Origin of the sequence: Peteryoungia ipomoeae, assembly GCF_004912165.1 — a bacterium.
GTDB lineage: Bacteria > Pseudomonadota > Alphaproteobacteria > Rhizobiales > Rhizobiaceae > Allorhizobium > Allorhizobium ipomoeae.
On record NZ_STGV01000001.1, the window covers coordinates 1 to 19090 of the forward strand.

Annotated in this window: 21 protein-coding genes; 12 read left to right on the plus strand and 9 right to left on the minus strand. The window is 60.9% G+C overall.

Going from position 1 to position 19090, the window contains the following annotated elements; genetic code table 11:
• The first annotated feature begins 174 nt into the window (after positions 1–174).
• Positions 175–1650 carry a coniferyl aldehyde dehydrogenase gene (locus tag FAA97_RS00005; RefSeq protein WP_281281279.1) on the plus strand — a complete coding sequence of 492 codons (1476 nt, stop codon included), beginning with the start codon at positions 175–177 and terminating at the stop codon, positions 1648–1650.
• 187 nt (positions 1651–1837) lie between these two features.
• Here the strand turns inward: FAA97_RS00005 and FAA97_RS00010 are convergent, their stop codons facing one another.
• Positions 1838–3031: a saccharopine dehydrogenase family protein gene (locus FAA97_RS00010; RefSeq protein ID WP_425467385.1), complete on the minus strand. Its 1194-nt coding sequence runs from the start codon at positions 3029–3031 to the stop codon at positions 1838–1840.
• Positions 3032–3091: 60 nt separating this feature from the next.
• Between FAA97_RS00010 and FAA97_RS00015 the strand changes: the two genes are divergently transcribed.
• The gene (locus FAA97_RS00015; RefSeq protein ID WP_246041301.1) at positions 3092–3523 is read left to right on the plus strand and encodes an Lrp/AsnC family transcriptional regulator; all 432 of its coding nucleotides are present in this window, start codon (positions 3092–3094) and stop codon (positions 3521–3523) included.
• Positions 3524–3622: 99 nt separating this feature from the next.
• Positions 3623–4087, plus strand: coding sequence for an avidin/streptavidin family protein (locus FAA97_RS00020; protein WP_168800878.1), 465 nt, complete (start codon positions 3623–3625; stop codon positions 4085–4087).
• A gap of 107 nt (positions 4088–4194) precedes the next feature.
• On the opposite strand, the gene FAA97_RS00025 is transcribed toward FAA97_RS00020, so the two are convergent.
• Positions 4195–5541 (minus strand): HD-GYP domain-containing protein, encoded by a 1347-nt coding sequence (locus tag FAA97_RS00025; protein WP_136596491.1) that lies wholly within the window; start codon positions 5539–5541, stop codon positions 4195–4197.
• 216 nt (positions 5542–5757) lie between these two features.
• On the opposite strand from FAA97_RS00025, the gene FAA97_RS00030 reads away from it, so the two are divergent.
• Positions 5758–6342: an ATP-dependent Clp protease proteolytic subunit gene (locus FAA97_RS00030; protein WP_136596492.1), complete on the plus strand. Its 585-nt coding sequence runs from the start codon at positions 5758–5760 to the stop codon at positions 6340–6342.
• An 82-nt stretch (positions 6343–6424) separates the two neighbouring features.
• Here the strand turns inward: FAA97_RS00030 and FAA97_RS00035 are convergent, their stop codons facing one another.
• The gene (locus FAA97_RS00035; protein ID WP_136597656.1) at positions 6425–6700 is read right to left on the minus strand and encodes a hypothetical protein; all 276 of its coding nucleotides are present in this window, start codon (positions 6698–6700) and stop codon (positions 6425–6427) included.
• A 143-nt stretch (positions 6701–6843) separates the two neighbouring features.
• A complete protein-coding gene (locus FAA97_RS00040; protein WP_136596493.1) occupies positions 6844–7347 on the minus strand; it encodes a hypothetical protein in 504 nt (167 codons plus the stop codon).
• 186 nt (positions 7348–7533) lie between these two features.
• Between FAA97_RS00040 and FAA97_RS00045 the strand changes: the two genes are divergently transcribed.
• Positions 7534–7902 (plus strand): cupin domain-containing protein, encoded by a 369-nt coding sequence (locus FAA97_RS00045; RefSeq protein ID WP_246041302.1) that lies wholly within the window; start codon positions 7534–7536, stop codon positions 7900–7902.
• 275 nt (positions 7903–8177) lie between these two features.
• Here FAA97_RS00045 and FAA97_RS00050 read toward each other — a convergent pair whose 3' ends face one another.
• The 3 genes from FAA97_RS00050 to FAA97_RS00060 all read right to left on the minus strand — a co-directional run bounded on the left by FAA97_RS00050 (position 8178) and on the right by FAA97_RS00060 (position 11380).
• Positions 8178–8732 carry a cysteine hydrolase family protein gene (locus FAA97_RS00050; protein WP_136596494.1) on the minus strand — a complete coding sequence of 185 codons (555 nt, stop codon included), beginning with the start codon at positions 8730–8732 and terminating at the stop codon, positions 8178–8180.
• Positions 8733–8992: 260 nt separating this feature from the next.
• Positions 8993–10231 carry a saccharopine dehydrogenase family protein gene (locus FAA97_RS00055; protein ID WP_136596495.1) on the minus strand — a complete coding sequence of 413 codons (1239 nt, stop codon included), beginning with the start codon at positions 10229–10231 and terminating at the stop codon, positions 8993–8995.
• Positions 10232–10282: 51 nt separating this feature from the next.
• Positions 10283–11380: a carboxynorspermidine decarboxylase gene (locus tag FAA97_RS00060; protein ID WP_136596496.1), complete on the minus strand. Its 1098-nt coding sequence runs from the start codon at positions 11378–11380 to the stop codon at positions 10283–10285.
• A gap of 320 nt (positions 11381–11700) precedes the next feature.
• Here FAA97_RS00060 and FAA97_RS00065 point away from each other — a divergent pair, with 320 nt between their 5' ends.
• The 6 genes from FAA97_RS00065 to FAA97_RS00090 all read left to right on the plus strand — a co-directional run bounded on the left by FAA97_RS00065 (position 11701) and on the right by FAA97_RS00090 (position 16479).
• Positions 11701–12882: a benzoate/H(+) symporter BenE family transporter gene (locus FAA97_RS00065; protein WP_136596497.1), complete on the plus strand. Its 1182-nt coding sequence runs from the start codon at positions 11701–11703 to the stop codon at positions 12880–12882.
• Positions 12879–13103 (plus strand): hypothetical protein, encoded by a 225-nt coding sequence (locus tag FAA97_RS00070; RefSeq protein ID WP_136596498.1) that lies wholly within the window; start codon positions 12879–12881, stop codon positions 13101–13103. Before FAA97_RS00065 ends, FAA97_RS00070 begins: the two co-directional genes overlap by 4 nt.
• A gap of 48 nt (positions 13104–13151) precedes the next feature.
• Entirely contained in the window at positions 13152–13421 is a 270-nt protein-coding gene (locus FAA97_RS00075; RefSeq protein WP_136596499.1) for a BrnT family toxin, read from the plus strand.
• The gene (gene brnA, locus FAA97_RS00080) at positions 13402–13650 is read left to right on the plus strand and encodes a type II toxin-antitoxin system BrnA family antitoxin (protein WP_136596500.1); all 249 of its coding nucleotides are present in this window, start codon (positions 13402–13404) and stop codon (positions 13648–13650) included. The genes FAA97_RS00075 and brnA overlap by 20 nt, the downstream gene beginning before the upstream one ends.
• 326 nt (positions 13651–13976) lie before the next feature.
• Positions 13977–15692, plus strand: coding sequence for a 2-isopropylmalate synthase (gene leuA / locus FAA97_RS00085; protein WP_136596501.1), 1716 nt, complete (start codon positions 13977–13979; stop codon positions 15690–15692).
• A gap of 4 nt (positions 15693–15696) precedes the next feature.
• Positions 15697–16479: an alpha/beta fold hydrolase gene (locus FAA97_RS00090; RefSeq protein WP_136596502.1), complete on the plus strand. Its 783-nt coding sequence runs from the start codon at positions 15697–15699 to the stop codon at positions 16477–16479.
• Here the strand turns inward: FAA97_RS00090 and FAA97_RS00095 are convergent.
• Positions 16476–17384, minus strand: a complete 909-nt coding sequence (locus FAA97_RS00095; RefSeq protein WP_136596503.1) for a metallophosphoesterase family protein — start codon at positions 17382–17384, stop codon at positions 16476–16478. The two genes, FAA97_RS00090 and FAA97_RS00095, sit on opposite strands and share 4 nt — an antisense overlap.
• Positions 17385–17424: 40 nt before the next feature.
• Here FAA97_RS00095 and FAA97_RS00100 point away from each other — a divergent pair, with 40 nt between their 5' ends.
• Positions 17425–17922 carry an NUDIX domain-containing protein gene (locus FAA97_RS00100; RefSeq protein WP_136596504.1) on the plus strand — a complete coding sequence of 166 codons (498 nt, stop codon included), beginning with the start codon at positions 17425–17427 and terminating at the stop codon, positions 17920–17922.
• Here FAA97_RS00100 and FAA97_RS00105 read toward each other — a convergent pair whose 3' ends face one another.
• Complete coding sequence (locus FAA97_RS00105) at positions 17923–18906, minus strand: glutathione S-transferase family protein (protein WP_136596505.1); 984 nt, start codon at positions 18904–18906, stop codon at positions 17923–17925.
• Positions 18907–19090: the final 184 nt, after the last annotated feature.

Genomic DNA, 19090 nt, shown 5'->3' on the forward strand with positions numbered 1-19090 from the left:
AGCCACCCGGAGGGAGCGATCCCGACCGGCGCAGAAGCCTGGGTTTTTTGAAAGTTCAATTTTACCTCCCCCACAACGGGGAGAGGATATGCCGCCGACCCGTCTCGTCTTGAAACCCAAAAACCATACCTTCACTCTTGGACAACAGACCAAAACGACCCATCTTCAACACCAGTGAAACCAAGGACAAAGCCGATGTATGGCCAGCTTTCCCCAATGACCGAAGACAGGGTGACCGGCGCGGCAGACCCTGCCGCGCGCATCGCATTCATCCTGGAGCGGCAAAAGGCCGGCTGGCTCTCCGATCCCCTGCCATCGCGGGAGGTGCGGCTCGACCGCCTGGACCGGCTCGACCGGATGGTGGTCGCCTGGCAGGAGCGGTTCTGCGCCGCGATCTCGGCGGATTTCGGCCAGCGGCCTCTCCTCCTGACCACACTGACCGACGTGGTGCCGACGCGGGCGGCGATCCGCCATGCCCGGCGCCATTTGAAACGCTGGATGGCGCGGCGGCGGGTGTCGCTTGGCTGGACGGGCAAGCCGGCGTCTGCCGAAATCCTGCGCCAGCCGCTTGGCGTGGTCGGCATCGTTGCGCCATGGAATTATCCGCTCAATCTGGTGCTTTCGCCTCTCACTGGGGCACTTGCGGCGGGCAACCGCGCGATGCTCAAGCCGTCCGAGTTGACGCCCGCCTTTTCCGAGGCCTTGCAGCAGGCCGTGGCCGAATTCTTTGCCGAAGACGAGGTGGCGGTGGTGACCGGCGGGCCGGAGGTGGCGCAGGCGTTTACGGCCGCCCCCTTCGATCACCTCATTTTCACCGGATCGACTGCCGTCGGCCGCAAGGTGGCGGAAGCGGCGGCGCGAAACCTGACGCCGGTGACGCTCGAACTCGGCGGCAAATCGCCTGCCATCCTCGATCCGTCAGCCGATATTGCCCGGGCCGTGCCGCGGCTCGTCTGGGGCAAGTTGCTCAATGCCGGCCAGACCTGCGTTGCGCCTGACTATGCGCTGGTGCCGCGGGAGCGGGTCGATGCCTTCATCGCAGCTGTCATGGCCGAGGTGGCGCGGCAGTATCCCGGTCTGCCTGACAATCCGGATTACACCTCGATCATCAGCGCCCGGCATTTCGAGCGGCTGGAGCGGCTTGTGGAAGAGGCGCGGGACAAGGGCGCGACGGTGGTTGAGCTTGCCGGCGCCAATGACGCTGTGCGCCGGATGTTTGCGCCCGTGCTCCTGACCGGGGCGCCGGACGACGCTGCCGTCATGCGTGAGGAGATTTTTGGCCCCATCCTGCCGGTCATTGCTTATGACACGCTGGAGGAGGCAATTGCCTATATCAACCAGCGCGACCGGCCGCTTGCGCTCTACTGGTTCGGCACGGACAGAGCGGCGGAGACGCGGGTGCTGGAGGGCACGATTGCCGGCGGGGTGACGGTCAATGACACCATCCTGCATCTGTCGCAGGACGACCTGCCGTTCGGCGGCGTCGGGGCTTCGGGCCATGGCGCCTATCACGGCGAGGCCGGGTTTCTCGCGCTCAGCAAGGAAAAGCCGGTTCTGCGGCAATCGACGTGGTCGGGTGTGAAACTGCTCTATCCGCCCTATGGCGGCGTGACGCGTTTGATGCTGAAACTGCTCGGGCGGCTGGGCTGATGAAAACCACCGGGGCGAGTGCGGTTTTTTCCGTCACTCGCCCCGTGCCGGACCTTGCGGTCCTTCCTCCCCCCGGAGAACTCTCAGGCCATTTCCAGTGAACGCATATTCAGCGGAAATGCTCCATGTTTTTGTTTCTGCCGCATTATCCGACGCCGAGGCGATGCTGCTTCGGCGGGATATGCTCTCAGCCGGCCTTGGCCATGCGCATGACGTCAGGGTCGTAAACCCGGCCGAAGCGATTGGCAAGGAAAGCATCAAGCCCGATCTCTTCCTGCCGCACGAATCCGGCCTGGGGCAGGGTGCCATCGGCGAGAAGATCGAGCACGGTGCAGATTCCGGCTGCGGTGGTGATCTGGATGGCGCTCATCTTCTTGCCCGCGACAACGCCGGCATAGACCTTGTTGGCATAGGTTTCCTGCAGGTAGCGGCCGTCCTTCCAGCCACAGACGGTGACGAAGACGACGACCACATCCTGCATGGTGGCGGGCAGCGCGTTTTCGAACAGGTCCTTCAGCACGTCGCGACGGTTCTTCAGGTTGAAGTCGTTGAGCAGCGCCTTGATGATGGCCTGATGGCCCGGATAGCGGATGGTGCGATAGTTCATCGTGCGCACCCGGCCTTCCAGGGTTTTGGCCAGCGTGCCGAGGCCGCCAGAGGTGTTGAAGGCTTCGTAGGTGACGCCGTCCAGCGAGAATTCTTCGCGCTCTTCCATGGCCGGAACGACGGTGAGCTTGCCTTCGACGATGGCTTCGCAGGGCTCGATATATTCGTTGATCAGGCCGTCGGTCGACCAGGTGAGGTTATAGTTCAGCGCATTGGACGGATATTGCGGCAGGGCGCCGACGCGCATGCGCACGGAATCGAGCGTGTCGAAATGTTTCGTCAGATCGTTGGCGACGATGGAAATGAAGCCGGGGGCAAGGCCACATTGCGGGATGAAAGCGGAACGGGCACCGCGGGCAAGCTCTTCCACCTTGCAGGTGGTGGCCACGTCTTCGGTCAGATCGAGATAATGGGTCGCGGTGCGGGCAGCACTTTCGGCGATTGCGCCGGTCAGGTGGAAGGGGGCGGCGGAAAGGACGGCGAACTGGCCGGTGAGGGCTGCGTCCAATGCCGCGGCGTCGGTGATATCGAGTTCGAGGGGTTTTACGGCAAGATGGGCGTCGAGTTTGCCAAGCTGTTCGGCGCTGCGGTCGGCAATGGTCACGGCGTAGTCGCCAGTTTCGGCCAGCATGCGGGCAATTGCGCCGCCGATCTTGCCGGCACCGATGATGGTAACGTGTTTCATGAATTGCCCCTTTTTGGATTTTGCCGACCGAAGAAAGCCGGCCTTGTTATTCGTCCGTTCCAGTCTGAGCGGCTGGGCTGTCGATTCCAAGTGGCGGTTCTACCAATATCGCGTATGGTATTGCGCATATTGACGAGGAGACCGAGCAGAATGCAGTTATCAGAAAAGGATCGGGCGCTGCTCGCCCTGCTCTCGGAAAATGCGCGGATGCCGGTGGCGGAGCTGGCGCGCAGGCTCGATCTGTCGCGCAGTACGGTGCAGGCACGGCTCGAGCGTCTGGAGGATCTCGGCGTGATTGCCGGCTATCAGGTGCGGCTGTCCGATGCCTATCAAAGCGGGTTGATCCGGGCGCATGTGATGGTGGTGATTGCGCCGAAAGCCTTGACTGCGGTGACCGCCGAGCTCGGCGCGATCCGGGAGGTGACGGCGCTCTATTCGGTCAATGGTCCCTATGATCTGATTGCCATCGTCGCGGCGCCGTCGATCTCCGAACTCGACCGGTTGATCGACCGGATCGGCGAGCTTGCGGGTGTCGAACGCACGGTGTCATCGATCATCCTGTCGACGCGGCTATCCCGCTGACATCACTGTATGCACTTTCCTCGATAGCCCCTAATTATTTAGGGATGGCAGCAACTTTTCGTTGATGTAGGATTTGCGCACATGTTGGGGACGGGCTTGATGAAATTTCTCGCCGTGCTGATTGCCTTGGGGCTTGCATCGCCTGCCGTTGCCATGCCGGCAAACGAGCAGGGTCGTTTGCATGACCGGCTGATTGGCAGCACCACGACCTGGGTGAATTCCTACGGATCCGTGATGACCCTCGACGTCGCTGCAAACGGTGCCGTGCGCGGCTACATCGTCAACAACGCACCCGGCACTGGCTGCCGCGGCATTCCTTACGACATTCGCGGTCGCCTGAAAGGCGAAGTGCTCGCATTCCATGTGAGTTGGAGGAATGGCGTCGCCGATTGCCAGTCCGAAACCGAATGGCGTGGCGTGGTGAGACTGACGGCGGCGGGCAAGCTCGAATTCGTCAGCCATTGTCATCACAGGCAGGGATTGCTGGGTGACAAGGTCAGCATCGGCGTCGATCGCTTCATTGAGCAGGCGCCCAATCGTCTTCAATCGTTCGTCGATCACTGAAAGCGGCGGCGCCAACGTGCCCCCGAATCTTGAGGGGGTGAATACACGCGGAGGGCTGCCAGCCGTTTTGGACGAAGCAGGTGGGCGGCGCGGATCTGCCGGCGGTTTCAGGCGGCGATCAGCTCGGAACTGGTGAGGGCACGCTCCAGCGCGTTGATGCAGCTGGCGTCATGATGGCGGCCAGCGGTTTCCCAAAGGATCTCGAAGGCCTTGGCGACGGGGAGGGCAGCGCGGTAGGGGCGGTCTGCCGTCAGCGCGTCGAACACGTCTGCGGTTGCGACAATGCGCACGTCAAACGCAATTTCGTCGCCGCGCAGTCCGCGCGGATAGCCGGTGCCATCAAGCTTTTCGTGGTGGCTGCCGCCGATCTTGGCGACATCGGCAAAGGCATGGATGCGCGAAAGGATGGCTTGCGAATATTCCGCATGCCGCTTCATCTGTTCCCATTCATCGCCCTTGAGGCGACCCGGCTTGTCGAGCACGGCGTTGGAGACGCCGAGCTTGCCGATGTCGTGCAAGAGGGCTGCCCGCTTCAATTGACGACGCTGTGCCGGCTGCATGTCGAGCTGCTCGGCAATCATGTCGGAAAATAGCGCGACGCGCTCGCTATGGCCTGCGGTGAACGGGCTCTTGGCGTCGATGACGCGGGCAAAGCCTGCGGCGATATCGTCGAGGTAATCGTCATCCGCATAGACGGCTTCGCGGCCGGGTTCGGCATCGAGCACGAGGCGCTCGATATCCGGGCGCACGAGATCCGTCCAGAAGCGGGCTTCGCTGGCGCTGCGCAGGAAGGCATCGACCACGGCGGGGTCGAACCAGCCGCCGGAGCGTTTCAGCACTTCTGCGACCGCCGCTTCCGGGCCGGAATCCAGGAAGTAGATGTCGATGACCTGCGCCATCAGCGCGATGCGGGCGAAGATGTGGATGTCGTTGCCGGCTTTGCCAAGCGGCTTGCCGCCGCCGTCGAAATGTTCGTCGAGATCGAGGATGCCTTGGGCGACCGGCTCGGAAAAACGCATCTGACGGGCGATATCCGCACCGCGCTCGCAACGGGTCTGGATGAGCGTGGTGGCGATCTCGCTGCCGTTCTTCAAGATGTTGACGAGGCCGCGGAACCGTTCGGCAAGGCCGACCCGCATGCCGGTATGCGCAAGCACGAAGCGCAGCACCTGCGGAAAGGAGCCATCGACCAGCTTGAAATCGCGTTTGAACTTCAGATCATCGGCAAGGTACAGCTCGCAAATGCGCGCGGCGTTGGACGAGCAGCCAAGATCCTTCAACAGCAGGGTGAAATAAAGATCGTGCAGTGCCCGCTCGCTGAGGCCCAGCTGGCGACCGATGGCCATGCCGATGTGGCAGCAACGGATACTATGCCCCGCCGGCTGACCTTCGGTCATGTCCAGGGCATGGCTCAGCGCCTCAATGATTTCGGCCAGTCGGATTTCCGTCGCCATTTCCACGTTTCTGCTTCAGTTTGGCCGGATCGTGACAGTCGGGAGTTAAAATCCCGTAAGTCGCCAGGGGCTAATTGCATTCACGGCGCGGCGCGTGACCCTTCTTGGACTAACCTCCTGTTCACTGCTTGCGTGCTTGTCTTTTTCTCGCATTGTCTTAAGCCATGAGACGCACTATGTGCGGATAAGCCAAACGAAGAAGGACTGTCCCCTGTGATGAACGAAGACGAAGACGACAAGAGCAAGGAACTGCCGATCGGCAAGGAAACGGAAGCGAACCTCTTCAAGTCGCGTTCGATCTTCATCTATGGCGGTATCACCATGGAGCTGGCGCAGAAGGTCTGCACGCAGCTTGTCGCGCTCGCAGCCGCCTCGGATGAAGACATCCGCGTGTTCGTCTGCTCGCCGGGCGGCCACGTCGAAGCCGGTGATGCGATCCACGACATGATCAAGTTCATAAAGCCGAAGGTGTGGATCATTGCGACGGGCTGGGCTGCTTCCGCAGGCTCGCTGATTTTCGTCTCGGTGCCGAAGGAACGCCGTCTGGCGCTGCCCAACACCCGCTTCCTGATGCACCAGCCGTCTGGCGGCACCCGCGGCATGGCCTCCGATATCGAGATCCAGGCCCGCGAAATCATCAAGATGAACCAGCGCCTGATCAAGATCTACGCCAAGGCCACAGGCCAGTCGGAAGAGAAGATCGCCAAGGACATCGACCGCGATTACTGGCTGTCGGCCGAAGATGCCGTGTCCTACGGCCTGGTCGGCAGGATCATCGAGAGCCATGCCGATATCGGCTGATCGGTTCATCGATTGACCCATCAAAAAAGCCGCTGGAGCGATCCGGCGGCTTTTTCGTTTTGGACAAGTGGGGCGCCTGCGATCAGATCAGCGGGCAGCCGCGGCGATTGGCAAAGCGCAGCTGTTCGGGCCCGCGGCGGGTAAAGCCGCGCACGGTGATGCTGCGGTCGGTAACGCGCACGACTTCGGCGCGGCGCAGGCCTTCTTCGCGGGCAGCGCGCGCTGCCTCACGCGGGCTGCAGCCGCGATCGCGCCGATCACGATCACGGACGATCGGACGGACGCCATCAGGCCCGATGCGCAATTCGACGTCCTGGGCGGAGGCGAACGTTGAAAACGAGATGCTGCTGAAAAGCATGGTGAAGGCGAGTGCGCATTTGCCGATGGTGGAAGACATGCCGGTTTCCTCGTGTTGGGATCTCGGCGCAAAAACGGCAGATCAGCGCAAAAGGTTCCGCCTCCATCACCTCAGATGTGACGGGCGACACGCGTCAAAGCGTATCAGCGCCATTCATGCAGCCGTGCACCCATCAGCGGGCGGGCGGTGACAAGCGGCAATGTCGTTCCAGCGGGGTCAGCATGAGCCAGCGCTTCCGCCTCGTCGTTGAAGCCGATGAAGATCATCGACAGGGACAAAGCCTTCGGTGCACCCTTCTTGCGATAGGTGAATTTTACCGCGCAATGCGGATAAGTCTCATCCAGGACGGCACCTTCGGGCAGCGCATCGGAGAGCGCGAGATGCGCACCGAGACCAAGGAAACGATCGATGGCGGCAAAGGCTGTCGCCTCGGGCAGCTGCCTGTTCTCGCTCGAGCCGGGTGCGCGGCCCCAGAACAGGTTGTCGACCAGCCCCTTCGCCCGCTTCGACTTCACCACCACAAGCCCACCCGCCGCCACAAGCTCCAGATGGGTGTCCCAGGTCTGGAAGAGGTCGGGGGACTGGTGGAGTTCTGTGAGGAGGGGGCGGAGGGTTGTGGTGAGGTCGGTGTAGAGGGCTGGGGGCATGGGCGGGGTGTCTCGGCGAGTGTGGGATGGTGTGTGGCGGCCTCGTAGCATGGCGGGGGCGGGGTGGATATGGAACAGACAGATGAAATTGAAGCCGACTGCCCGCAAAGAGTGTTGCGATGGCTTGAACCATCAAGGTGAACGGTGCTCAATTGAGCCATGCATCTGGGATCGGAGAACGCTTAAATGCCCTATGAGACATTTGATTTGAACACGGTTCAGCCAGATGACCGTCAGCCAACTAAGGCGAAGCTTTTCGATGCTACCGGATCCGGAGCATGGCGCGGTTGTGTTCCGGGCAATGATCTCGGCGGCGAAAACACCATTCTCGCCTATGGCAATGACACGGTGGGTGAGGGGCCGGCCCTGCATGTGCACCCCTATGACGAGACATTTATCGTCATTGAGGGACGAGCCCGGTTCTATGTCGGAGATCAGGTAATCGATGCCGAAGCGGGCGATGTCGTCTTTGGTCCGAAGGGCGTCCCGCATCGCTTCGAAAATCTTGGCCCCAGACGCTCGACATTCACAACGGTCGGAAGTGGTATCAGGTGAATTTGTAAGGGCGGCATCTGGGGGAATCCGTCATGCTCGGCCTTGTGCCGAGCATCTGCCGTGGCATCCACACTCTCAACCTCGCCGTCTGCCGCTGGCGGCAGGAGATCCTCGGGACTTCGCCCGAGGATGACGGCGGTGGACCTTGTTGCAACGAAAAACCCCGCCAAATTTCTCCGGCGGGGTCCTCAATTCCCTCAATCCTTAAGCGCTAGCCCGCGCTCTCAGAACGACACAGCGCGATCGCCATCCTCGTCCTGAACGTGCGTAAGGCGTCACTCTTGCCGTACCATTTCCACCACATCCTCCACCCCCACAACCCGCCCAATCTTGCCATCGAGATAGCGCAGCGTCAGCCGTGCGTGCTCGTCATCATAGGAACCGATACACTCCCTCGGCAGTAGAACGCGGTAGTCGCGTTGACAGGCGTCGATGGCGGCGGTTCGGATGCAGGCGTGTGTGTTGATGCCGCAAAGGACGAGATGATCGACCTTCTGCTCCTCCAGGTACTGATTGAGCGTGGTGCGGAAGAAGGCGCTATAGCGTTTCTTGATGATGGTCACGTCGTTTTCAGAAACTTCGAGGTCTTGATGGATCTGCGCGCCCTCTGTTCCCTCGATCACGCAGGCAATGTCTATGTCGCGCATTTCCAGAAAGGCATCGCTCAGGTCGGCGCGGAATTCCTGCCGTATCCAGACAATGGGCAGTGTCTCCGCGCGGAAGGCCCGGACGAGGTGGTTCGTGTTGGCGACAAGAGGGGTGACGATACTGGCGGCCAGCGACGCGAGGAAGTCGTTCTGCAGGTCGATGATCAGAAGGCAAGGTTTCATGTCGCTGATCGTTATCGGTTTGGCACGACAGAGATGTGACGGAGTGGGTCGCCAAGGGGTAACCCGTCATGCTCGGCCTTGTGCCGAGCATCTGCCGTGGCATCCACACTCTCAACCTCGCCGTCTGCCGCTGGCGGCAGGAGATCCTCGGGACTTCGCCCGAGGATGACGACGGTGGGGTTGTTGGGCCAACGAAAAACCCCGCCGAATTTCTCCGGCGGGGTCCGCATTCCCTCAAACCTTAAACGCTAACCGCGCTCTTAGAACTCCACAGCCCGATCGCCGTCTTCGTCCTGAATGCGGGTCGGCAGGCCGATTTTGTTCAGGAGGTTGATGAAGGGCTTAGGCGGCAGTTCCTCGACGTTTGCCATCTTCTTCACGTCCCATTCGCCTGTGGCGACCAGCATGGCGGCGGCGACCGGCGGGACGCCGGCGGTATAGCTGATGCCCTGGCTGCCGACTTCGTTGTAAGCTTCCTTGTGGTCCGCGACGTTATACAGGAAGACGGTCTTTTCCTTGCCGTCCTTGAAGCCCTTCACATAGTCGCCGATGCAGGTCTTGCCTTCGTAGTTGGGGGCAAGCGAGGCTGGATCCGGCAGGCAGGCCTTGACGACCTTGAGCGGCACGACTTCGTCGCCGTTTGCCAGCTTCACTGGCTGTTCGGAGAGAAGGCCGATCGACTTCAGCACGGTGAAGACGTTGATGTAGTGATCGCCGAAGCCCATCCAGAAGCGCACGTCGGCGCCGTCCATGTTCTTGGCCAGCGAATGCACTTCGTCATGGCCGCAGAGATAGGCGCGGCGGGTGCCGACGACCGGCAGTTCGTAATCCTTGCCGATCTCGAACATCTTGTTGACCTGCCATTCGCCGCCCTGCCAGGAATAGACGACGCCGGTGAATTCGCGGAAGTTGATTTCCGGGTCGAAGTTCGTGGCGAAGTACTTGCCGTGGCTGCCAGCATTGATGTCGACGATGTCGACGTCGGTCACCTTGTCGAGATATTCGTCCTTGGCGAGACGCGCATAGGCGTTGACCACGCCCGGATCGAAGCCGGCGCCGAGGATGGCGGTGATGCCCTTTTCCTCGCACTCTGCGGCACGCTTCCACTCGTAGTTTCCGTACCACGGCGGGGTCTCGCAGATCTTGTTCGGCTCTTCATGGATCGCGGTGTCGATATAGGCCACACCGGTATCCATGCAGGCGCGCAGCACCGACATGTTGAGGAAAGCTGTGCCGACATTGATGACGATCTGCGTGCCGAGCCTGGTGATCAGCGCCTTGGTGGCTTCGATGTCGAGCGCGTCGAGCGCATGGCCTTCGAGCACGCCTTCCTGCTTCATCGCCTTCTTCTCGTGGACCGAGGCGATGATGGCATCACACTTCGCCTTGGTGCGCGAGGCGATATGGATGTCGCCGAGCACGTCGTTGTTCTGCGCGCACTTGTGCGCGACAACCTGGGCGACGCCGCCGGCGCCGATGATGAGCACGTTCTTCTTCATGATAGGGACCACTCCTTGCGTCCAATCGTCAGAACCTGGGCTTGAAGGATTTCAAGACAGGCTTTGTTCGTAGTCCGTGTAATCGAATTCACGGACCGTCCTGAGGCTGCCATCCAGTTCGCGGATGGCGATTGCCGGCATTTTCACGCCGTTAAACCAGTTTTTCTTGACCATCGTGTAGCCGGCGGTGTCCTGCAGCGAGATGCGGTCGCCGATGTTCAACTCGTTTTCAAAGTTGAACTCGCCGAAGATATCACCCGCGAGGCAGGACTTGCCGCAGACCTGGTACCGGTGCGGTCCCTGGTTGGGGTGGACCTTCGCGCTTTCCCGGTAGATCAGGAGATCGAGGAGATGCGCTTCGATGGATGAATCCACCACGACAAGATCCTTGCCGTTGTAAAGCTTGTCGAGCACGGTCACTTCGAGCGTGGTCGACTTGGTAATCGAGGCTTCGCCGGGCTCCAGATAGACCTGGACGCCGTATTCGCCGGAGAAGCGCTTGAGGCGCTCGGCGAATTTTTCCAGCGGATAATCGTCACCGGTGAAATGAATTCCGCCGCCGAGAGAGACCCAGGCGGCCTTCTTCAGGAGGGGACCGAACTTCTGTTCGATCTCGCCCAGCATGCGGTCGAAGAGGTCGAAATCGCCGTTTTCGCAGTTATTGTGGATCATGAAGCCGGAGATCAGGTCCATGACCGGCTCGACCTTTTTCAGATCCCATTCGCCCAGCCGCGAGAAGGGACGCGCGGGATCGGCCAGGTCGAAGCTCGAGGACGAGACGCCCGGATTGAGGCGCAGGCCGCGGATGATGCCGGAAGACTGCTTTTCGAAGCGGTTCAGCTGACCGATCGAATTGAAGATGATCTTGTCGGCATGGGAGACGACCTCGTCGATCTCGTAATCGGCATAAGCAACCGAATAGGCGTGGGTTTCCTTGCCGAACCGCTCGTGGCCGAGGCGCACTTCGTTGAGCGAGGACGAGGTGGTGCCGTCCATGTAGTCGCGCATGAAATCGAAGACCGACCAGGTGGCGAAACATTTGAGGGCGAGCAGGGCTTTCGCGCCGGAAAGCTCGCGCAGCGTCGCGATCTTCTCCATGTTCTGGAGCAGCTTCGACTTGTCGATCAGGTAATAGGGAGTCTGGATCAAGGCTTCATCCTTCGTGAACCCAGCCATGTCTGGCGGAAGTGAACGGGACGCCCCGAATGCGTCGGGGGGGTCCATAGGCAAAAGGGGGGTAAAAGGCAAGCATAAGCTTGGCTTTTCATGGTCATTCCGATGGGGATGACCGATCTTGGTGAAACTTGCGTGACACGCATGCGCATCAAGCGCTGTCGGCCTGCGCGGTGTTCGCCTTTGGGCATCGCGCGACCGTACCATAGCTGGCGCGTTGCGGCTTGCATTTCAAGCCTCAGGCGGGAAAGGTCGGCGCTCGCGATCGTCTCACCCGTTCCTGCCCGGTATCCATCATGCTCAAAGATTTCTCCCCGCAGGCCGCCTTCATGGGCGTACTCGTTGCCTTTGTCGGTTTTGCCAGTTCCTTTGCCGTTGTCCTGCAGGGGCTGAAAGGGGTTGGCGCGACGGATTACGAGGCAGCGTCAGGATTGATGGCGCTTTCGGTCTCCATGGGCATCTGCGGCATCGTGCTGAGTGTCTGGACCAAGCTGCCGGTTTCCGTTGCCTGGTCGACGCCGGGCGCGGCACTCATGGCGACGGCGGGTGTTGCCGTCGGTGGTTTTCCGGCAGCCGTCGGGGCGTTTCTCGTCTGCGCGGGGCTGATCGTGCTTGCCGGCCTCATCCGGCCCTTCGGCCGGGCGGTGGCGGCCATTCCGGCACCGGTTGCGAATGCCATGCTGGCCGGCGTCATTCTCAATCTCTGTTTTGCGCCGTTCAAGGCGGTTGCCTTCGATGCGGCGCTCGGGCTGCCGATCCTTGTCGTCTGGGCGGTGGTCGCGGCCTTCAAGCGGCTCTATGCCGTGCCGGCAGCGCTGCTCGCCTTTGTGGTGGTCATTGTCTTTGGCGTCGATCTGCCGGAGGGGGCGATGGCAAGCTGGGCCGCCTCGCTCGCGCCGCCAGTTGAATTCGTGATGCCTGTTCTGAGCGTGCCGGCGCTGGTCTCGATCGCCCTGCCGCTGTTCATCGTCACCATGGCCTCGCAGAACATTCCGGGGATCGCGATCCTGAAGGTGAACACGTATGAACCAAATCCGGGGCCGATGTTTGCGGTCACCGGTCTTTTCTCTGCGCTGTCGGCCCCATTCGGCGGGCATGCGGTGAACCTGGCCGCGATCACGGCTGCAATGTGCGCCGGCGCCGATGCGCATCCCGATCCGGCAAGGCGCTATTGGGCGGCGATCATTGCCGGCATCGGCTATGTGGCGCTCGGCCTTGCAGCCGGCGCCGTGACCGGCTTCGTGTCGCTCGCGCCGCCCATCCTCATCCAGTCGGTGGCTGGGTTGGCGCTGATCGGCGCATTCTCCGGTTCGGCCGTCGCCGCCTTCAAGGATGTCGAGACGCGGGAGGCAGCGGCCGTGACATTCCTGGTGACGGCATCGGGTATTTCGATCCTCGGGATTTCGGGCGCCTTCTGGGGCCTGATTGCGGGCGTGGCGATGCTGGGATTGCTGAAGCTTGCGAGGCGCCGCGCGTGAGACGGTTCCGCATCAAGGCCATCGTCCTTGCGCTTTTCGCCGGTCTGTTTGGCTTCGTCTTTTACGAACGCTATTGGATCTGGCGTGACTGTATCGCCGCATCGCAATCCAGTTGCGTGACGCCTGATGGTAGCAATGTCACCGAGGGCGGGATGGTGTGGGGCGTGATTGCGCTCGGTTTTCTGGCGGCCGCCTTGATTGCGCAGTTTGGACGCCGATGACGTGTTGCGCGGCTGGTGAAATCGCTATGGTTGCGCTAGGTTTTGCGCATGGAGTTCGAATTCGATCCGGTGAAAAGCGAGGCGAACAAGGCAAAGCTCGGAATCGATTTCGTGGCAGCGCAGGAGCTGTGGTATGATCTTTTTGCTGTCGATGCTGATGCTGGACACCCGGCTGAAGCGCGGCGTATCCGAATAGGTCGGATTTCTGGGATTCTCTGGACAGGTGTTTACGTTCTCAGAGAGAGGCGTATTCGAATTATCTCCGTTCGCCGAGCGAGAATTCGGGAAAGGCGTCACTATGAAGAAAATCAGCGGTGAAGATTTTGATCGAAAGTTCGATGACGGTGAGGATGTCAGCGACTACATCGATTGGACCACGGCGAGACGTCCCAATCTTGAACCGGTTCAGCTGACCGTGACTGTCATGCTGGGAACAAAGCTTAGGCTTGAGCGCCAAGCGAAAGAACTTGGCGTGTCCGTTGATTCCTTGCTTGAAGACTGGCTGCGCGAAAAACTAGGTGCAGCTAGGCCATCCGCCGCCGAATAACACCCTTGCGCGATGCAAGCCTTCGCGCTATTCCTCTGATTATGAAGACCTTCGGCACCACCTTTTCTGCGACTGACATGACGGCCCGCTCCGCGGCCGGTTTCGTCGCGTCGGTGCCAAACTCGCTTCTTCTTCTCGGCCTTATCCGCGGTTGCCGGGTCCATTGAGGAGCGCCCGGCGGCCGGGTCAGCCGTTTGGCAATAGCTCCTCGAAATCTCCCCATTGATGTTAGCCATCCCTTGAAAAGGGTCGGTTCGGACGTGTCAAACGCAAGCTGATTTGCTATCAGCCGTTCACGCCGCCGAGGACGAGAAGAGACGAAGACGATGATTTTGAAGACCCATACCGTCAAGCAGGGCATGCCGGACGCTTCGCAGAAGTATCGCGCCTATCCGCAGATCGCCATTCCCGATCGCACCTGGCCGTCCAAGGTCATCGACAAGGCGCCGATCTGGTGCTCGGTGGACTTGCGCGATGGCAATCAGTCGCTGGTCAATCCGATGGGCCATGACCGCAAGGCCCGCATGTTCCAGCTCTTGCTGGACATGGGTTTCAAGGAAATCGAGATCGGCTTCCCCTCCGCCTCGCAGACCGATTTCGACTTTGCCCGCTGGTGCGTGGAAGAGGGCGGCGTGCCGGACGACGTGTCGCTGCAGGTGCTGGTGCAGTGCCGGCCCGAACTGATCACGCGGACCTTCGAGGCGCTTGATGGCGCCAAGAACCCGATCATCCATTTCTACAACTCAACCTCCGAGCTGCAGCGCCGCGTGGTGTTCGGCAAGGATGTCGCCGGCATCAAGCAGATCGCCGTGGATGCCGCCAAGATGATCATGGACATGGCGGCCAAGGCCGGTGGCGGCTATCGCTTCGAATATTCCCCGGAAAGCTTTACCGGCACCGAACTCGAGGTGGCGCTGGAAATCTGCAACGCCGTCATCGCCGAGGTGAAGCCGACAGCCGATAACAAGCTGATCCTGAACCTGCCTTCGACCGTCGAAATGTCGTCGCCGAACATCTATGCCGACCAGATCGAATGGATGTGCCGCAATATCGACAACCGCGAGAACGTGCTGATCTCGCTGCATCCGCACAACGACCGCGGAACCGGCATTGCCGCAACCGAACTGGGTCTGATGGCCGGTGCCGACCGTGTCGAGGGCACGCTGTTCGGTAATGGCGAGCGCACCGGCAATGTCGATATCGTGACGCTGGCGCTGAACATGTACACGCAAGGGGTCGATCCGGAACTGGACTGCTCCGATATCGAGCGCATCAAGGCGGTTTACGAATATTCCAACGAGATGGTCATTCCCGAGCGTCACCCTTATGTCGGCGAACTGGTCTACACGGCCTTTTCCGGCTCGCACCAGGATGCGATCAACAAGGGCATGAAGGCGATTAAGAAGGCGAACTCCCCCGTATGGGAGGTGCCATATCTGCCGATCGATCCGCAGGATGTGGGCCGCACCTATGAGGCGATCATCCGCATCAACTCGCAGTCCGGCAAGGGCGGCATCGCCTATATCCTGGCTGAAGACTACGGCATCAACCTGCCGCGCAACCTGCAGATCGAGTTCCGCGAGGATATCCAGCGGATCACCGACGAAGGCGGTAAGGAATTGCCGTCGAAGGCGATCTACGAGCGTTTCATCGAACGCTACGTCGACCAGCCGGGTGCGCGCATCAAATTCGTCGATCACCACACCTTTCCCGCCGGTTCCGACCAGAAGGGTGTGCGGGTCGTTGCCGCAGAGATTACCGACAATGGCGAGACCAAGCGGATCGAGGGCAAAGGCACGGGCCCGATCGACGGCTTCGTCAACGCGCTGTCGACCTATCTCGGCATCGATCTCTCGGTACAGGACTATTCCGAGCATTCGTTGCAGCATGGTTCGAACGCAGCGGCCATCGCCTATGTCGAGATGGGCCATGCCGGCGGCAAGCTGTTCGGTGCGGGCATCAACACGAATATCGTGACGGCGTCTCTGGAGGCGATTGTCTCTGCGGCCAACCGGGTGCTCGACGAGCAGAAGAAGGCCTGATGCCATGACGCTCTTCGCCGAGGTTCGACATGGGTCCTCGGCGAAGATCCCGCTGGTGCTGCTGCATGGCTTCGGCGGCATCGGGGCTCTTTGGGCGCCGGTCATCCGGCGGCTTGATCCGGATCTGCCGCTTTTCGTCTATGACCTGCCGGGCCATGGGCAGTCCCTCGATGCCGAGGGGGCCGGTCATGCCGGCGCAATGGCCCGGGCGATCGTGGCGGATCTTTCAGTGCGGGGGCTCGCTTCATTTCATCTCTGCGGGCATTCGATGGGCGGGGCGATTGCCTGCCTGATGGCGCTGAAGGCACGTGATCGCGTGCACTCGCTGACGCTTGCCGCGCCGGGTGGTTTCGGATTCGAGATCAATCATGCGACATTAAGAAGCTACGCTTTGGCAATCGACCAAGGCGGGCTGGCGACGGCGTTTTCGGCACTGATGGCAGAGGGACAGGCGGCGGATCGCTGGGCTGTCGAACACCTAGGGATTGCGCGGCAGACGCCGCGGGCCAAGGAACGCCTTCTGGCCATCCTCAAGGCGTTTCTCGTCGAGCGAGACGGTCGAGCGGGGCAGGGTACGCTGCGGCTCGATGCGCTCGCGGATCTTGGCCTTGCAACGCGCCTCCTCTGGGGAGACGCAGATCCGGTGTTGCCGGTTACACAGGCGAGAGCGATCTGGCCGGGTGCCAAGACGGTGCTTGTGCCTGGCGCCGGGCACATGCTCATCGAGGAGGCGCCGGACAGCCTTGCGGCAGCCATCATGGCTGCGGTTCGCGAGGCCGAGGGTTAGCCCATCAGCCTTTCGCTGTGGTCCAGCATCAACGGCTCTTCCTCGCTTTCGATTCTGTAGCGCTGCCAGTCCAGCTGCCAGTTCCCGGCTTCGCCGTCTATCGAAAAGAGGTTGTAGCCTGCAGCCGGCTTTTTGCCGCCGGGGCCCTGGCTTGCGGAGGCGATGCCGACGACCGGCACCCGTTTTTCACGGTCATTCAACCAGTAGAGCGTGTTGAGATGCGTGTGGCCGTGCAACACAAGTTCTGCACCGCCGGTGCGGATTGCGGCGGCGAAACGCCGGATGCCCATCATGCGCTTGTGCTGGGGGGCGGCTCCGCGGATCGGGGGGTGATGGATCATGATGACGCGGAACAGACCCTCCTCACCGGCGGCGCGCAGCAACTGTGCCGTCTCGCGTGCCTGGCGACCGCTGAAATAGCCCTGGGCAGAGAAGGGTGGGGTTGCAATCGAGGTGGAGCAGCCGATCAGCGCAACGGGGCCGCGGCGACGGATATAGGGAAAGAGCTTGTGATCGTCTTGAAAGATCAAGGGGTCATCGTCACCGCGCAGGTAATCATACCAAGATCGGACCACGCGCTCATGGGCGCCCGGCACATAGGCGTCGTGATTGCCGGGCACGACAGAGGTATCGAGGGGGGCGCCCGCTTCCTTCAGCCATTCGGCAACGAGTGAAATCTCGATGCGCGAGGCGAGATTGACGAGATCGCCGGTGATGGCGAGATGGTCAGGCGATTGCGCGCGCAGACTTTCCAGCACCATGTCCAGGGCATGCGGAAAAAGATGCTTGCGACGATTGCGGTGCCAGTTCAGATAGCCGGTGATCCGTTTCGATGCCAGTTCCCGGATCGTCAGGTTGGGCAGGGGGCCGAGGTGAACATCGGATATATGCGCGAGCTTAAACATTCGGCTCTCTTAGACCTGCGGCAATAGAGGGGCAAGTGATATGAAACCAGACGAGGATGACAAGCGCTTAAGGCTTGGGGTTGCGAAGAAGTTCCTCGTGCGTTTGTTGCATATTTACTTCGCCCTCACGCGTGGCATGACGCTCGGCGTGCGTGCCGCCTGCTTTGATGCCGAGGGACGGGTTTTTCTCGTGCGCCACACCTATGTGCCGGGCTGGCATTTGCCGGGCGGCGGGGTTGAACGTGGCGAAACGACACTCGATTCGTTGGCGAAGGAGTTGCGGGAGGAAGGCAATCTCGCGATGACCTCGGTGCCTCTTCTCTTCCACGCCTATTTCAACCATCAGATCAGCGGCCGCGACCATGTGCTGCTCTACCGCGTTTCCGTGACGCAGATCGCGCCGCGAATTGCCGATCGGGAGATTGCGGAGGCGGGCTTCTTCCCGCTCGATGCGCTGCCGGAGGAGACGACGGCAGCGACCCGCGCCCGGCTTGCCGAGATCGCGGGCCTCGCCACGCCTTCAGGCTACTGGTCCTGATCAGCCGTTCAGGCTTTCCCGGCCATGCGGTTTCGAGAGGTCGAGCGCCGGGCCGACCGGCACGACGCCTGTCGGGTTGATGGTCTTGTGGCTGCGATAATAGTGGTGCTTGATGTGGCGCATGTTCACCGTCTCGGCCACGCCTTCCTCCTGGTAGAGATCGCGCAGATAGGCTGAAAGCGCCGTATAGTCAGCGATTTCGCGGATGTTGCACTTGAAGTGGCCGACATAGACGGGATCGAAGCGGACAAGCGTGGTGAAGAGGCGCCAGTCGGCTTCGGTCTGGCGGCTGCCGAAGAGGTAGCGCTGTTTTGTCAGGCGATCCTCAAGCCAGTCGAGGGTCTCGAACAGCGGATGAACAGCGCTTTCATAAGCCTCCTGGGTGGTGGCGAAACCGGCCTTGTAGACGCCATTGTTGACCGTGTCGTAGATGCGCTCGTTGACCGCATCGATCTCGGCGCGCAGATCCTGCGGATAGAAATCGCGCGTCGAACCGGTCAAGCCATCGAAGGCGGAGTTGAACATGCGGATTATTTCGGCGGATTCGTTCGAGACGATGGTGTTCTCCTGCTTGTCCCAGAGAACCGGCACGGTCACGCGACCGCTGAACTTCGGGTCTGCCTTGACATAGACCTGCCAGAGATAGTCGGAGCCGAACAGGTGGTCGCCGGTCGCGCCATCGCGCTCATGGAATTCCCAGCCGTTTTCCAGCATCAGGGGATCGACGACCGAAACGGTGATCAGGTCTTCCAGCTTCTTCAGCTTGCGAAAGATCAGCGTGCGATGGGCCCAGGGACAGGCATAGGAGACATAGAGGTGATAGCGGCCGGGCTCCGCCTTGAAGCCGCCTTTTCCGCTCGGCCCGGCCGAACCATCAGCCGTCAACCAGTTGCGGAAACTGGAATTTGCCCGCTTGAAATGTCCGGCATTGGATTTCGTATCGTACCAGACGTCTTGCCAGACGCCTTCCACCAGCTTTCCCATGGTGTCATCCTTTTCCTGATTGTTTCCTTGGGTGTGAAAATACGGCTGGTCCGGCGGATTGCGAGGGGTGAAGCTATGAACAGTGCGTTTTCCATTGGACGGTCGGAAAAAATGCTGCTAACCAAACGCACCCTATTATGAAGAAAGCCCCGATGACCGAGCCACGGACCCTGCGACGACGCTG